We start from the raw sequence: 13,638 nt of genomic DNA, 5'->3' as shown, positions 1-13,638 counted from the left end.
CTGGGTTCGATTGACTGAAAACCTTAAGCAATCTCGAGGATACCGTGGCAAACGAGGTCCGCGACGTCCGCCCGTGTCACGCGGCCGAAATCAGGTGGTCAGCTGCCATTGCGCGGTCATGTCACCGAGCAGATCGGGCAGCCGCCGGACCAGGCGGCCGTTGTCGAGCATGGTCGAGAAGGGCACGGCCAGAATCGGTCTCGCGACGGCCGGGTTCGCGCACAGTTCCAGATAGCGCGGCAACAGGTCGTGGGTGATGTAGTTCCACCGCGTGTCGCGGTCGGCCCAGTCGAAATCGGGCAGCGGAGCGCGCAGCGACATGGCGCCGACGGCGACGGTGACCGGTGCGAAGACGCCGGGCGCGCGCACGCCGGGCACGGCCGCTTTCCCCGCGATGGTGCTCACGTAGGTCATGACCCGGCCCATGGCCCCGCGACCGCGCGCGGTGACATCCCACTGGTCGGCGATGATCTGATTCTGCTCACGGTCGGTCATGCGCAGTGCGGCGTCGGCCAGGCCGTCCTGGGTTCCGGCGGCGATCTCCCGCCAGGCGGTGATGGCGTTGTCGTCGAGCACCCCGGCCCGGTACATCTCCTCGACCCCGGCCAGGCCGTCGGCCGCATAGGCCTCGTGCATGGGGACCTGGTCGATGAAGATGTGCTTCTGCATGATCATCAACCGGGTCTGGTACCAAGCCAGATCATCGGCGGTGAGCCGCTCGCCCTCGGTGCCGAGGGTTCGGACGTCGGCGGGCAGGGCGTCGAGCAATTGCGACGGGGTGCCCCGCAGCAGGTCCGCGACCGTACTGCCGACCTGATGCAGTCCCGGCACACTGATGATCGAGGAGACATCACCCATGTCGAAGAAGCCCGAGGCGAACGACCCGCCGGCCAGACCGGCCAAGCCCGTCCACCAGTAGTCGGGGTGAGCGTTGTTCAGCCGCAGGTAGTTCACGTAGACCTGGGTGAAGGTGCGGGTATTGGCCGCGACACCGAGCGCGGGATCCCAGGTGGCCAGATCGATGTCGGCGTTGCGGGTGGCCACCGACAGCCAATACTGGTGCAGCAGTGTGGCGTAGTGCCGCGGCGCGATGCCGGCGGCGCGTGCCTCGTCGAGCGCGCCGCGCAAGGTGTCCGGATCCAGGGGCAGCGCGGGATTCAATCCGCCGCCGCTCGCGCCCTCACCATTGACCGACGGCAGATCCAGATAGGCCGCGTAGGCGGATTCCGCGTGTGCGGCCGGTGCCGTCACCAGCCCGATGGTCAGGCAGGTGAGGACTCCGGCCAGCCGGATCAACCCTTGTACTTTCGGCATTACGCCCCCTGTCGCGTGTGTAGCCTCTGTCACAGTCAGGGGGACGGTAGCAACGCGTTTCAGTTTTCAATCTACATTTTCGGCCGATACCGTGGCCGTGGATCGCTATCGCGCGAACCCCGGATCGCTAGCGCGCGGGTTCGGGGGCCATCTGCACGGCGGGCGGCGGCGTGGTCTGCGAATCGAAGTCGCCCGAACGCAATTGGGCCAGGCCGATCAATCCGGCGACCGCGAGCGCGCTCACCAGCGCGGTGACGGCGAGCGCGGCGAAACCGGTCTGCGCGCGCTGCACCCGATCGAGCGGATGCAGGCCCCGGGCGCGTCCGGCCGCGTGTCGCACAACGACATGGTCGCGTCGAACGCGTGCTCGAACGGCGGCCCGGGGCTGCACCCGACAGGGTCGGCGATCAGCGGTGGGACGTGACGCCACGGCCGCGAGGCGGACCGGCGGCCGATCGGAGCGCAGCTCCCACGGGATGCTGTCGAATCCGAGATCGCTTCCGAGAGTGTCGATTTCACTGACCGCTGCGCGCATCGAAGAAACCTCCAAGTTAGGGCGGACCGAATGATGCTGGACAACTGACTCGATCATGTGTTCGAAGAACTGATGTTCGAATTTCTACCACGGCCCACCGACAATGTCACTGATTTCCACGACTCGCGTCGAACAGATGTTTGATCACTCGCGTCACACGGACTACAGTCGAGACACGAGTTACCCGGACGCCCGAAATCCTCGAACATCGAGGGGCGCGAGCGGCTCCGGGAACGAATTCCGGTGAGCGACAGCAGTGAACGGAGGACGGCGGCGGTGAGCGAACACGGCGGCGCGGAAGGTGACAACGGACCCCTTGGTCTTTCGGGAGACCTCTCAGGAGACTCCTCCGCCGAGCCGTCCGGCACCGGCGCGGATCTGACCGTGCGCCAGCGCAAGGTGCTGGAGGTCATCCGCACCTCGGTGAGCGACCGCGGCTACCCGCCCAGCATCCGCGAAATCGGCGACGCCGTCGGCCTCACCTCGACTTCCTCGGTGGCGCACCAGCTCCGCGCGCTCGAGCGCAAGGGCTATCTACGCCGCGACCCCAATCGTCCACGCGCCGTGGATGTCCGGGGCCTGGACGAGACGGCGCTGCGCGCGACCGCGGGCGTATCCAAGCTGCGTGCGGTCGATTCCGGCGCGCGGGCCGCGGATATCGCGTCCTCCGACGAGCACCCGATCCCGACCTACGTCCCGGTCCTCGGCCGGATCGCCGCCGGTGGCCCGATCCTGGCCGAGCAGGCGGTGGAGGACGTCTTCCCGCTGCCGCGCGAACTGGTCGGCGAGGGCTCGCTGTTCCTGCTGAAGGTCGTCGGCCAGTCCATGATCGACGCGGCCATCTGCGACGGCGACTGGGTGGTCGTCCGTCAGCAGAACGTGGCCGACAACGGGGACATCGTGGCCGCCATGATCGACGGCGAGGCCACCGTGAAGACGTTCAAGCGCACCGGTTCCCAGGTGTGGCTGATGCCGCACAACCCCCTGTTCGAGCCGATTCCGGGCAATGACGCCCAGATCCTCGGCAAGGTCGTCACGGTCATTCGCAAGATCTGACCGTGCCCGCACTGCCGTGACCCGGTGACCGCCCCGCAGACCGGCCGCCGGGTCACGACAGTCGTACCCCGCGCACGACCCTCGGTCGTGCGCGATGGTCGGTCAGTGGTTGAGCACGCCGTTCCACACCGCGTGCGCCCCTGAATCCCCGACCCGATAGGTCTGCCACGCGGCCGCCCCGCCCGCCGCGATCGCGATCAGCGCGATCACCGCCACCACGGCCCGGCCCGCCGGCTTCCCGCGCCCTTGACGCATGTGCGCGAACACCAGCAGCGCGGCCGAAACGAGCAGCGGCGCAACGAAGTACAGCATCTGATGCCCGAGCCGTGCGTGCTGGTCGACCACGGGCGGGAATCCCAGTTGCTTCTGGAACCACTCCCCCGCGAACACCGTCACCGGCGTCAGCACGGTCACTCCGGCCGCCAGCGCGGCCGTCGGCCAGATCAGCCGGGCGCGCGCCGCGGGCCAGAGTGCGCACAGGATCAGCAGACCCGCGGTCAGCGGGATCAGCACGACGATCACGTGCACCAAAAGGACATGGGCGGGCAGCCCATTGATTGTCGACATGTATCGGCTCTTTCGAACTCGGCGAAAAGCCCGGCGTATCAGTACAACGTATGCCGACCGTCGATGGTTCGGTCGCGTCCCGGGTCGATTCGGCGAGTTCGGCCGGATCAGTCGGCGTCGGTGGGCACCACGATTCTGGTCAGATACTGGGTGGGCGCGTCATCGGCGGGCGCCGTGGACTGCTCGGCCGGTTCGGCGGGAGCGGTCTCCGGGGCGGGTTCGGCTTCCGCGGGAGGGGCGGGTTCGGCATCGATCACCTGCGGCGCCGACGCGGTTTCCGACGACGGGGTCGCCGGGAGATCGGGCATGGACGCCAGCGCCGCACCCGGCGTCGCGGTCGCGGCAGCGGCCTGACCGTCGGCGGAGAGCGCGGCCAGCCGGCGGGCTCGCAGGTCACCGCTCAGCGCCGCGGACGGCTGCGGCTCGGGCGATGCGGCGGGAGCGGTGACGATGCGGCGGGTCGGAACCTCTTCGACGGGCGCGGGCGCGACCTCGGCCTCGCCGGCCGATCCGGAACCGGCGACGAAACCGAGCACCTCGTACTGGGTGCCGATGGTCATGACGGCCGAATTCTTGTCGTGCGCAATGTATCCCTGGTTGGTGCCCATCACCCGGCGCAGCGATTCCAGCCAGCGGTGGTCCAGGACCCGGCAGTCGGCCCAGGGGAAGTACTCGAGCCCGGTGCGCAGGTAGAAGCGATCACCGATGTGAGCGCCGCGCAGCAGTTCGAGCAGCCAGGCGTCGATGAGGTTGGGCTGCGCGTTCCGGTAGATGCGCGTGCGCGGGGCCACCGAACCGTTGGCGAATTCCCCGAAGGAGTTCAGCAACTCACCCGGAAACTCTTCTAACTTCCCAAAACCGACGACATCTAAACCGAGAAGTTGCTCTGGAAGTTGGGCGGCAATCCTGCGCTCGTCATGCAGTTTGAACTTCCTATTGATGTTCTCAGTGCGCATTTATCTCCGACTTCCCGCTCCAACTTCACGGAACCCTAGCATGAACCCGACCGTTTCAAACCTGTTTGGTCGGCCGTCCAGGGTACCGGTTCGGCAATGCCCGCTACAAACCCGCAACCAGCGGTAACGGCTATCACCGCGCAACGAATGGCTCGATCGGCGTCAGCGCGGAGCGCGCCCCGCGATGATTTCCCCCTGTGTCGCGAGCCCTGGATTGCCAGGCTCCCAATAGTTTCCGTGCGCGAACACATCAACGGGCAAGGTGCGCAGGATCGGAAGGTCGATAGTGGCCTCCGAAGATGTGAAAACCGTTGCGCGAAATTCGCGATCCACCGGATCGACCCCGTGTAAAAACTGCCCGACCCTGGGCACCGGATCGGCGGGGTCGGCGGTGGCAAACACATGTGCACCGTTGCGGCCCGCAGGAATACCCTCGAGCCGTAATTGCGAAACATCGTCGACATCCACCCCCGGACTCCCCGCGAACACCACCGCATCGGCCGCCAGCGAGTTAGCTCCGGACGCCGCCGCCCCGATCAGCGTGCTCCCGTAGCTGTGCCCGACCACCGTGTTGTACGACCGCGGTCCCGCGTGCGTGGCCCGCAGTCCGGACTCGAACCGGTCCAGCGCGGCCGCGCCGTCGCGAGCCCGGCTGTCCCCCATGGCGTCCCACAGGTCCGGCGGAGCGTCGTACCCGTACCAGGCGATCACCGAGGTCCGAGCCGCCGGATCCGCGCGCTCGGCCGCCCCGAGCAGCGCCCGGCAACGCCGCAGTCCCACCCCGATATCGGTCAGTGGTGAGCCCGTGCCCGGCACGAAGGTCGCCACATTGGCGGCCGTATCCGGATTGTTCAGCGCGACCACCCCGTGGCCGCGATCATCGACCAGCAACAACAGCCGCTCCGACCCCGGCGCCCCGATCTGCTCCGCCAGCGCGTCATACCCGGCGATCCGCGTCCGCACCTCCTCCCGTGCGGCCTTCCACCGCCGGACCGCATTCCATCCGTCGGCGGTGTCCGGCGCGTTCTCGCCGTGCTGCCAGTCGGAGTGCTCGGCGTCCAACCGCCTGCCGTCGGCCACGGCCGCGTCCCGCAATCGCCCGAGCGCGATCCGGTTGTAATGATCCCGAACCAGGGCCGGGATTCCGTCACGTGAGCCAACCATCGGATCGAACGCGAACAGCGCGTCCTGATCGGCCGGCGAGAGCGAATTCCACAGCGTGTTCAGCGCTTTCGGATCCTCCGGCAACATCGTGGTGCCCTCGAGGATCCCGGCGACGCGCGTACTCACCCTCCCGCCGCCCGGATCCGCGTTCATCGCCTCGAGCGCCCCCGCGACAGCGCTCAACCGCGCTCCCGCCCGCGCATCGGTCTCGTCCGCCACCTCCAGCAACGGCGCCAGCCGCGCCTCCAACTCCCGCGCCCGCGCATCGAACCCACCCTGAAAGATCAAGTCCAGCACCGCGTTCCCAGTCTCCGACCGCGGCGGCGTGACCACCCCGTCGTCCGCGACCCGGCACCCGGCAACCACCGCTTGCCCCTCGATCTCCCGCACCAGCCCACACACCCGCTCGAGCGCCGCCACCTCCGTCAACGCCTCGGCGATATCCAGCAGCGCCGCCCCGACGTGCTCAGCCTCCCACTGCGACTCCAGCGCTCGTAGTTCCCCGGCAGTCCCCGCCGCCCCCTGCCACCCACCGATCGCCTCCCCAACCAATCGACCAACCCGGCCCATCGCCCCACCGAACGCCGTATCAACCTCCCCCACAGCCACACCCGCCACCCCGGCCACCCCCGCATCCCACCCGACGACCCGCGCCACGCTCCGCATCCACCTACCCCCTCCCCTCCGTTGAGTGGCACACCAGCGAGGACTTTTGTCCGTTTCCCCCTCGCTGGTGTGCCACTCAACGCAAGGGCGCGGCTGGGAACCCGGCAAATCGGGCGTCTACGCCGGGAAGCCAGCTTCAGGAGGTGGTGTGCAAGTACGTGTCGAGTTGGGTTTTCAACGCCTGCTCGGCGTCCTCGTATGTGGCAGTGGCGTGGTCCGTCGTATCCGCCAGGGCATTCAGCTGAGTGGTCATCCGCCCCAACGCGGTCAACAACGGTTCCGCGAGCGTCGACGCGGCCGCCCCGGTGGCGGAGTTGGGCATGGCTTGGGCCACCTGGGCGAGATGTGCCACCGGATCGATCGAAGCGATGGCGTCGGCCTCGTTGCGGATGCCCGCGGCCATGATCCGCAGCGCCGCTATGTCGGCGCGAAGCATTTCAGTCATGTCTTTCCCCCTGACGTATGTGGTCCACACCCTAACCGGGGCGGGATCGAGCGGCAGGGCGAGAAGTCCAGGATGTGGACAGCGCAGTGGCTGTTCACATTTCGGCGCGGTACCTCCGGTCAGCGCCCCGCGCGGGCGGCGTCGCGAGCCAGCGCACGGGCGCGTTGTTCCTCGAACCGGACGACATCCTTGCCGAGCTTCTCGAGGAACGCGGCCAGATGCTCACGCAGCTGCTCGCCGCGAGCGGTGAAGTCGGTGCGCTCGAAGATGTTCCATTTCCGCAGCACCGGCAGGATCACCTCGTCGAGGTGCTGCCGCAGATCGTAGATCCCGTGTTTCGCGATGAGCACGCTGTTGCGCCGGAAGTCCGGCATCCCCGCCCCGGGCATGCGGAAGTTCTCGATCACCGCGGTGATGGCTTCCAGCGCGTCGTCCGGGACCAGGTCCAGGGTGGCGCCGCAGATATTGCGGTAGAAGACCATGTGCAGGTTCTCGTCCGCGGCGATGCGGGTGAGCATGCGATCGGCGATGGGATCACCGCAAGCCTTGCCGGTATTGCGGTGCGAGACCCGGGTGGCCAGTTCCTGGAAGGTCACGTACGCGACGCCGTGCAGCACGGCGTGGTCGCCGGTGCCGGTCGGGTCGTCGACCCCCAGGGACATACACGCCATGCGGGCCTGTTCGAGGGCGACGGGGTCGACGCCGCGGGTGACGACGAGATAGTCGCGCAGGACGATGCCGTGCCGGTTCTCCTCGGCGGTCCAGCGGTCCACCCAGTTGCGCCAGGCGCCGTCGCGGGAGAACGCGTCGGAGATGAGGCGGTGATAGGAGGGCAGGTTGTCCTCGGTGAGCAGGTTGGTGATCATGGCGGCGCGCGCCACCTCACCGAGCCTGGATTGTCCCGGCTCCCAGTCGGTTCCGCCCATGACCGCGAAATTGCGGCCCTCATCCCAGGGCACGTAGTCGTGGGGGTGCCACTCCTTCGCCAGCGATAGATGCCGGTTCAGATTCGCTTCCGCCACTGGTTCGAGCTCGGCCAGCAGTGCTTTCGGAGTCATGGATTTCGCCATGTCGTGTCCCTGCTCTACGACTTGTCTCGATCTCGGCCTGTCCCTGCCGATCTCCGCCCGCGAGCCTACCTGGTTATCCCATGAATTGCCGGGCAGCTCTTGCAAGACGACCGTTCGGCCGGGCCGCTGAACCGCGCACCGTTCGATTTCGATCTTCGAATCGTGTTCAATGATCCCGGCAATCCCGTTTTCGCACGCCGAGCCCCCATACGATTATTCGGGCAACGCGTGCGCGCACGTCTCCGATCGCGTTAATGTCGATCTGCGCGTGCGCGATTCACCGGGGAAAACGTCTGCGAGTTCCAAGGAGGGCAGATGGCGGCCGTTCCCGCAGCTGCGAGAAAGGCACTACCCACCGTCGCGTGCACCGCTCTGGTGGCCGCCGCGGCGATCTGGCAGCGGGACGCGGTGCTGACCGGAGTCCACGCCCTCATGGGAGCCGATCCGCGCTGGCTGCTGGTGGCCGCGCTGGCGACTCTCGCGCTCTGGCCCACCTCGGTTTTCATGCTGCGGGGTTCGATACCGGCGGACACGTCGGCCCGGCAGTTGTTCGCGCTGCAGCTCGCGGTGCCCGCCATCGGCCTGGTCCCCGCCGCATCGCTGCTGCTGCGCCTGCGCTTCCTGCGCCGGACCGGACTCAGCCATCCCGGCGCCCTCGCCTCGATGGCGCTGATGGGATTCGCCGCACTGATGGTGCGGGTGCCCCTGGTGGTGATCGCCGTCCTGGCGGCCCCGAGCCTGATGAGCCGCAACGGCGCACAGCCGCCCTGGCACGATCTGGGGGCCCGCGCCGCGGGCTGGTGGCATCACCTGGTCGGCGAGAATCCATGGCGCACAGCGGGAATCATGTTCATCGCCGTGATCGCCACCGTCGCCCTCGTAGTCGCGATCGGCGTAGCCCTGCGCGGCCGGCTCCAAGCCCGGGGCGGTTGGCGTCACCTCCCGACCCGCATGCGCGAGGCTCGTTCGGATGCGAAGACGGCCTGGAAGTCCGTGGCGGCGACCGCGGTCCATCCCCGCCGCGCGGCCGCGTTGTGGATCTGCGCGCTGCTGCAGCCGCTGCTCATGGTGGTCGCCCTGTGGGCGGTATTGCACGCGGTCGGCGCGAATCTCAGCCTGCCCGACACCTTCGTGGTCGAGCTGGTGACAGTGGCGCTGGCGCCCCTGCTGCCTTCCCCCAATGGCATGGCGACCAAGGAGATCACCATCGCCGCCGGCCTCACCGCCGTAGCGGGCCTGACCGCCGGGGTGGCGGTCGGCGCGGCCCTGGGTTTCCGGCTACTCACCTTCTGGTGCCAGATCCCCCTGGGCCTCGCCTCATTCGCCTATCTGAACCACCGCCGCGCCATCTGATCGCGCGGCGCGACCGGATCGGAATCAGCCGTTCAACTTGCAGTCGATGGTGGAGTACTTGGCGACTCCACGCCAGGTGGTCTGTGCTTCACCCATGGCCTGACGCTTCGACCACTTCGCCTCGATGGTGAGGGTCGGCAGGGTCTCACCCTCCCAGGTCTGCGCGTTGCAGGTGTAGGTCGAGACGGCGGCCTCGGCCGGAGCGGCGGCGACAGCACCCACGACCGGGGCCATCGCGAAAACGGCCACGGGTAGGCCGACCCAATACTTCTTGCTCACTTCGACTCCTTGTGCGATCTCGGGGTGAGCCTGGCAAACAGCAGCCCAGATTCTCGCACGGCTTCGGCGAGCCCGCTGTGGAACATGGCGATCATGGTCGACGATGAGGGGCACTTTCGGCGCTCGCGCAGCGTTGATCAGCGTAAGGGCGGCTATTGCGAAGGAGTTCGCCATGTCGGTTGTCGGGAGCCTGATCGGGCTGGTCCTGACCTTGTTCATGTTGGTGCTGATCGCTCGGCTGGTGCTGGATTGGATCATGACCTTGAGCGATAACCCGCAGGGGATTCGGCGGCCTCGGGAAATCGTGCATCGGATGACCGAGCCGGTGATCGCGCCCGTTCGGCGGGTGCTCAAGCCGATTCGGGTCGGGGGGATTCAGATTGATCTTGCATTCACGGTGGTGTTCATCGCTGTGTTGATCTTGCGGGAGGTGGCGGTCAGTTTGTGAGCTGAATACGTACCATGGTTGTGTAATGCGCGGCAGCAATGATGTCATCGGGGTCCGGGAGCCCGTCGTCTCGGTTGCGAACTCCGTAATACTTTGAATCTCCGGGCATTTCGGTTAGGAATGCCCCCAGGCTCGCGGCGACAGCCGTGCGGTCCGTGATCGGGGTGGCGAGGCCGGTGACGGTTCGGCCGGCGATGAGCATCTCCACCGGCGCTCCCCCGCGCAGATTCTTCCACCACTTGCTGTCCGTGTAGCAGGTGAGGGTGTCGCCTTCGGGGAAGTAGCGGACTACCGCGGTGTAGCGGTTGCCGGTTTTGCGGCCGGTGAAGGTGAGCAGCATGGTGCGCTTGCTCATGATGCGGTGAAATGGGGAGCGGAGCAGGGCTTTTACTATGACGTTGACGTAGCCGGGAACGGTGGGTGGCGTGGTGGTGGCGGTCATACTCTCAACGCAACCACTGCGGGCCGGGCTCCACATCAGGTCTTTCCCTGAGATCAGCCCGGATTCGCGGCGGGGACCGGCTCGATGGATACGGGAGCGGGGAATCTGTTGGGTCGCAACAGAAGAGCGGTCGCGAGGATGAGCAGCCCCGCCAGACCGATCGCCAGGCGCGGGCTGGTGAATGCCGCGAGCAGGCCCCATACCGCCGTCATTGCCGCCGTGCTCGCATTGCTGGTGATCGACCAAGCGGAGAGCACCCGCGTGGTGCGGTCGGACGGGGTGTTCTGCAGGCGGAAGGTGGCGTGGATCGGGTTGAAGATGCCACAGGACGTGATGAGGCCGAACTCCACCACGATGACCAGCAGCAGACCGCCCAGGCCGGTACCGATGAACGACAGCGCGAAGGACCAGCAGCACCGCAGGATTCCGGCCGTCAGGAGCACTGTGCGCTGACCGAATCGGTCGGCCAGCGGCCTGGCCAGCCGGGAGCCGATCAGCCCGCCGAGGCACGGCAGGCCGAAGGCGAAGCCGTATTGCCAAGGCGCGAAACCGAGTTCGCGCAGCATGATGATGGCCAGCAGCGGTGCGGTCGCCATGATCAGCGAGTTCACCAGGACCGTATTGAAGAACAGTGGCCGCAGCGACGGGTGGGACAGGATGTAGCGCCAGCCTTCGATCAACTCGCCCTTGCGGAATCCTCCGGACGATCGCTGCTCGGGCCGTGCCTCACCGCCGCCGATCGCGCGAATCCCCAACGCCGACAACAGGAAACTGACCGCGTTCGCCGCGACGGTCACCACCGGTCCGAAGATTCCGATGGCCGCGCCTCCGAGGGGCGGGCCGAGCACGGACGCGGTCCACATGGTCGATTCGAACCGGCCGTTCGCGGTGAGCAGATCCTCCTTAGCCACAAGGGTTTTCAAATACGCGCCGGAGGCTGCCTTGAACGCGATGTCCGCAGCCGCGACAACTACCGACACCACCAGCAGCTGCGCGAAACTCAGCACCCCCATGGCGAAGGTCAACGGCACGCTGAGCACCACCGCGAATCGTGCCATGTCGGTGGCGATCAGTACCGGCCGCTTGCGCCGGAACTCCATCCACGGCCCCAGCGGCACCGCGAGCGCCGCACCCACCGCCAGCCCGGCGGCGGCCAGCAGCGACACCTGTTCCGGGCCCACGTGCAGGACCAGCACCGCGATCAGCGGGACGGCGTCGAAGGCCAGCCAGGTGCCCGCCGTGCTCACCGCGAACGCGGTCCACAACCACGCGAATCCGCGTCCCAATGACCGCCTGTCCGCCATACTCGCCCGCCTCGCACCTCGTCGCCGTTCGTCCGCGAGATCGAAGCAAAATCTCGGTGGCGGGATCAAACAACCGATCGCCCGGCGAGCCACAACCGGGAGTTGTGTCGCGGATGATCCGGGAATACGTGTCGGTGCCGGGTGCTTGGATGGAGGCATGACGAGCGCTGACTTGCTGGTGGACGCATTCGGTCGGATCAAGGAGAACGTCCACGGCGCGGTGGCCGGGCTGACGACGCAGGAGCTGGGCGTGCGGTTGGACGAGGGCGCCAACTCGATCGCCTGGCTCATCTGGCATCTGACCCGAGTGCAGGACGATCATGTCGCGGAGGTGGCGGGCCTCGAACAGGTGTGGACGGCCCAGGGCTGGGCCAAGCGCTTCGAGCTGCCCCTCGACGACGCCGCGACCGGATATGGCCACACCGCCGCGGATGTGGCCGCGCTGAACGGTGTTCCGGCCGAACTGTTGCTGGGCTACTTCGACGCCGTGCACGCCCAGTCGGTCGAGTATGTTTCCGCACTGGTCGACGCCGACCTGCCCCGCATCGTGGACACCCGCTGGGATCCGCCGGTCACCCTCGGTGTCCGCCTGATCAGCGTCATCGACGACGACATCCAGCATGCGGGCCAGGCCGCCTTCGTTCGCGGGGTGCTCCTGCGCCGGCGGTGAGGTTGTTGATCTTGCACATGACCGGGCGGAGAATGCCGAAATGGGCTTCTCCGTAGAGCGTTTCGATCATGTGGTGATCAACTGTCACGATGTCCCGGCCACGGCCGACTGGTATGCCCGAGTCCTCGGCATGACCGTCGAGAAGTTCGGCCCGGCCGGGCGCACCGCGCTCCGATTCGGCAATCAGAAGATCAATCTGCGCCCTGTCGGAGCCCTGGAGACCGATCCCGCGTGGACCACCGGTGCCACCGAAGCCGCTGGGGCGCAGGACCTCTGCTTCATCACCACCGCCTCTCCCGAAGAGGTCGCCGAGCATCTGGCCGCGTGCGGAGTCACGATCCTCGAAGGCCCCGTGGTGAAGGTGGGCGCACTCGGCGAGATGGTGTCGCACTATTGCCGCGACCTCGACGGCAACCTCATCGAGATCGCCGTCTACCCGTCCTGAGCGCCCCCGGCGGGCAGGATGCGTTCCGCCACAAGGGAACACCAGACCTTGCGGTTGCTGTCCCAGACAAAATGCCCGAAGGTGTGAGGGGCCGCGACTGAAGCGGTCGATCAGGGAATCGCTTGCGGCGCGGCGGCGCCGACTCCGGCGCCGATGCCCGCGCCCACCAGGGCACCCACGCCCGCGGCGGGGAGGCCGACCAGGCCCGCGCCGATCGCCGCGCCGATGGCGACACCGATCACCGCGCCGATCGCGATGGCGGGCGCGGCGGTCGCGGCTTCGGCCGCGAGACCGGCGAGGAAGATCGGGGCGTCGATGACGCAGCCGGTCAGGCAGCCGGCCATGGAGCTGATGAACACGCCCGCGGCCACCGCCCCGATGCCGACCAGGAAGCCCGCGCCCGCGCCGACCACGCCACCGACCACGCCGCCCGGGATCGCGCCGAGAACCGCGGCCGGAATCCCGGCCACCGCCCCACCGATGCCCGCACCGGCCAGCGCGCCGGTTCCGATCTTGCCCGCGTCCGGGCCCTGGGCGTCGACCGCGGCGGCCACCGGCCACGACACATCGGCGGCCCGGAAGGTCACCGGGTGGCCGTCCATGGTGACGGCGTACTGGGAATCGATCGCGAGGGTGTGACCGTCGATGGTCAGGGTGTGATCGTCGACGAGGGTGACGGCGTGGCCCTCGATCGTCATGGTGCGTGCGGCGGTGACCGGTTCGGTCGGGGCCGCCGAGGCGACACCCGCGCACATGACGGCGACGGCTACCGGCAGCGCTCCGGCGGCAACGGTGCGGTTGATCAGCTTGGTGGTACGGCGGTGAGCCATGACCCCCCTCTCATGACATGAAAAGCAAACAGTTGCCGATCAAACAGGTTGCCGCACAACGAAGCAATCGGTTATGGAGCAACTCACAGACTCG

General features: G+C 67.6%; 16 protein-coding genes. 5 read left to right on the top strand and 11 right to left on the bottom strand.

What is annotated here, in order from left to right; translation table 11 throughout:
- Positions 1-90: 90 nt before the first annotated feature.
- Together GPX89_RS07185 and GPX89_RS07180 are read right to left on the bottom strand one after the other, a co-directional pair.
- On the bottom strand, positions 91-1,314 hold the full coding sequence (locus GPX89_RS07185; protein WP_157355836.1) for a hypothetical protein: 1,224 nt from the start codon (positions 1,312-1,314) through the stop codon (positions 91-93).
- 127 nt (positions 1,315-1,441) lie between these two features.
- Positions 1,442-1,654: a hypothetical protein gene (locus GPX89_RS07180; protein WP_157355835.1), complete on the bottom strand. Its 213-nt coding sequence runs from the start codon at positions 1,652-1,654 to the stop codon at positions 1,442-1,444.
- Positions 1,655-2,125: 471 nt separating this feature from the next.
- Here GPX89_RS07180 and lexA point away from each other — a divergent pair, with 471 nt between their 5' ends.
- Positions 2,126-2,905 (top strand): transcriptional repressor LexA, encoded by a 780-nt coding sequence (gene lexA / locus GPX89_RS07175; protein WP_407939338.1) that lies wholly within the window; start codon positions 2,126-2,128, stop codon positions 2,903-2,905.
- Positions 2,906-3,007: 102 nt separating this feature from the next.
- Here lexA and GPX89_RS07170 read toward each other — a convergent pair whose 3' ends face one another.
- The 5 genes from GPX89_RS07170 to GPX89_RS07150 form a co-directional block, all read right to left on the bottom strand.
- Entirely contained in the window at positions 3,008-3,472 is a 465-nt protein-coding gene (locus GPX89_RS07170) for a DUF2231 domain-containing protein (RefSeq protein WP_157355834.1), read from the bottom strand.
- Positions 3,473-3,579: 107 nt separating this feature from the next.
- The gene (locus GPX89_RS07165) at positions 3,580-4,299 is read right to left on the bottom strand and encodes a hypothetical protein (protein ID WP_157355833.1); all 720 of its coding nucleotides are present in this window, start codon (positions 4,297-4,299) and stop codon (positions 3,580-3,582) included.
- Positions 4,300-4,590: 291 nt separating this feature from the next.
- A complete protein-coding gene (locus GPX89_RS07160; RefSeq protein ID WP_157355832.1) occupies positions 4,591-6,258 on the bottom strand; it encodes an alpha/beta hydrolase in 1,668 nt (555 codons plus the stop codon).
- A 136-nt stretch (positions 6,259-6,394) separates the two neighbouring features.
- Positions 6,395-6,703, bottom strand: coding sequence for a hypothetical protein (locus GPX89_RS07155; RefSeq protein ID WP_157355831.1), 309 nt, complete (start codon positions 6,701-6,703; stop codon positions 6,395-6,397).
- Positions 6,704-6,822: 119 nt separating this feature from the next.
- Complete coding sequence (locus GPX89_RS07150; protein WP_407939337.1) at positions 6,823-7,761, bottom strand: acyl-ACP desaturase; 939 nt, start codon at positions 7,759-7,761, stop codon at positions 6,823-6,825.
- A 327-nt stretch (positions 7,762-8,088) separates the two neighbouring features.
- Between GPX89_RS07150 and GPX89_RS07145 the strand changes: the two genes are divergently transcribed.
- Complete coding sequence (locus tag GPX89_RS07145) at positions 8,089-9,126, top strand: lysylphosphatidylglycerol synthase transmembrane domain-containing protein (protein ID WP_157355829.1); 1,038 nt, start codon at positions 8,089-8,091, stop codon at positions 9,124-9,126.
- A gap of 24 nt (positions 9,127-9,150) precedes the next feature.
- On the opposite strand, the gene GPX89_RS07140 is transcribed toward GPX89_RS07145, so the two are convergent.
- The gene (locus tag GPX89_RS07140; RefSeq protein WP_157355828.1) at positions 9,151-9,405 is read right to left on the bottom strand and encodes a hypothetical protein; all 255 of its coding nucleotides are present in this window, start codon (positions 9,403-9,405) and stop codon (positions 9,151-9,153) included.
- Between the two features lie 172 nt (positions 9,406-9,577).
- On the opposite strand from GPX89_RS07140, the gene GPX89_RS07135 reads away from it, so the two are divergent.
- The gene (locus tag GPX89_RS07135) at positions 9,578-9,853 is read left to right on the top strand and encodes a YggT family protein (protein ID WP_157355827.1); all 276 of its coding nucleotides are present in this window, start codon (positions 9,578-9,580) and stop codon (positions 9,851-9,853) included.
- On the opposite strand, the gene GPX89_RS07130 is transcribed toward GPX89_RS07135, so the two are convergent.
- Complete coding sequence (locus GPX89_RS07130) at positions 9,843-10,295, bottom strand: PNPOx family protein (protein ID WP_157355826.1); 453 nt, start codon at positions 10,293-10,295, stop codon at positions 9,843-9,845. The genes GPX89_RS07135 and GPX89_RS07130 overlap by 11 nt on opposite strands.
- Positions 10,296-10,348: 53 nt before the next feature.
- Positions 10,349-11,599, bottom strand: coding sequence for an MFS transporter (locus GPX89_RS07125; RefSeq protein WP_157355825.1), 1,251 nt, complete (start codon positions 11,597-11,599; stop codon positions 10,349-10,351).
- 157 nt (positions 11,600-11,756) lie between these two features.
- Between GPX89_RS07125 and GPX89_RS07120 the strand changes: the two genes are divergently transcribed.
- Together GPX89_RS07120 and GPX89_RS07115 are read left to right on the top strand one after the other, a co-directional pair.
- Positions 11,757-12,269, top strand: coding sequence for a mycothiol transferase (locus tag GPX89_RS07120; protein ID WP_157355824.1), 513 nt, complete (start codon positions 11,757-11,759; stop codon positions 12,267-12,269).
- A 40-nt stretch (positions 12,270-12,309) separates the two neighbouring features.
- On the top strand, positions 12,310-12,714 hold the full coding sequence (locus GPX89_RS07115; RefSeq protein ID WP_157355823.1) for a VOC family protein: 405 nt from the start codon (positions 12,310-12,312) through the stop codon (positions 12,712-12,714).
- Between the two features lie 110 nt (positions 12,715-12,824).
- On the opposite strand, the gene GPX89_RS07110 is transcribed toward GPX89_RS07115, so the two are convergent.
- Entirely contained in the window at positions 12,825-13,544 is a 720-nt protein-coding gene (locus GPX89_RS07110) for a hypothetical protein (RefSeq protein WP_157355822.1), read from the bottom strand.
- Positions 13,545-13,638 lie beyond the last annotated feature (94 nt).

It is taken from the genome of Nocardia terrae, from assembly GCF_009760405.1.
Lineage (GTDB): Bacteria > Actinomycetota > Actinomycetes > Mycobacteriales > Mycobacteriaceae > Nocardia > Nocardia terrae.
Note: the sequence above shows the minus strand (reverse complement) of the source record. Positions and strands in the feature narration are given on the sequence as shown.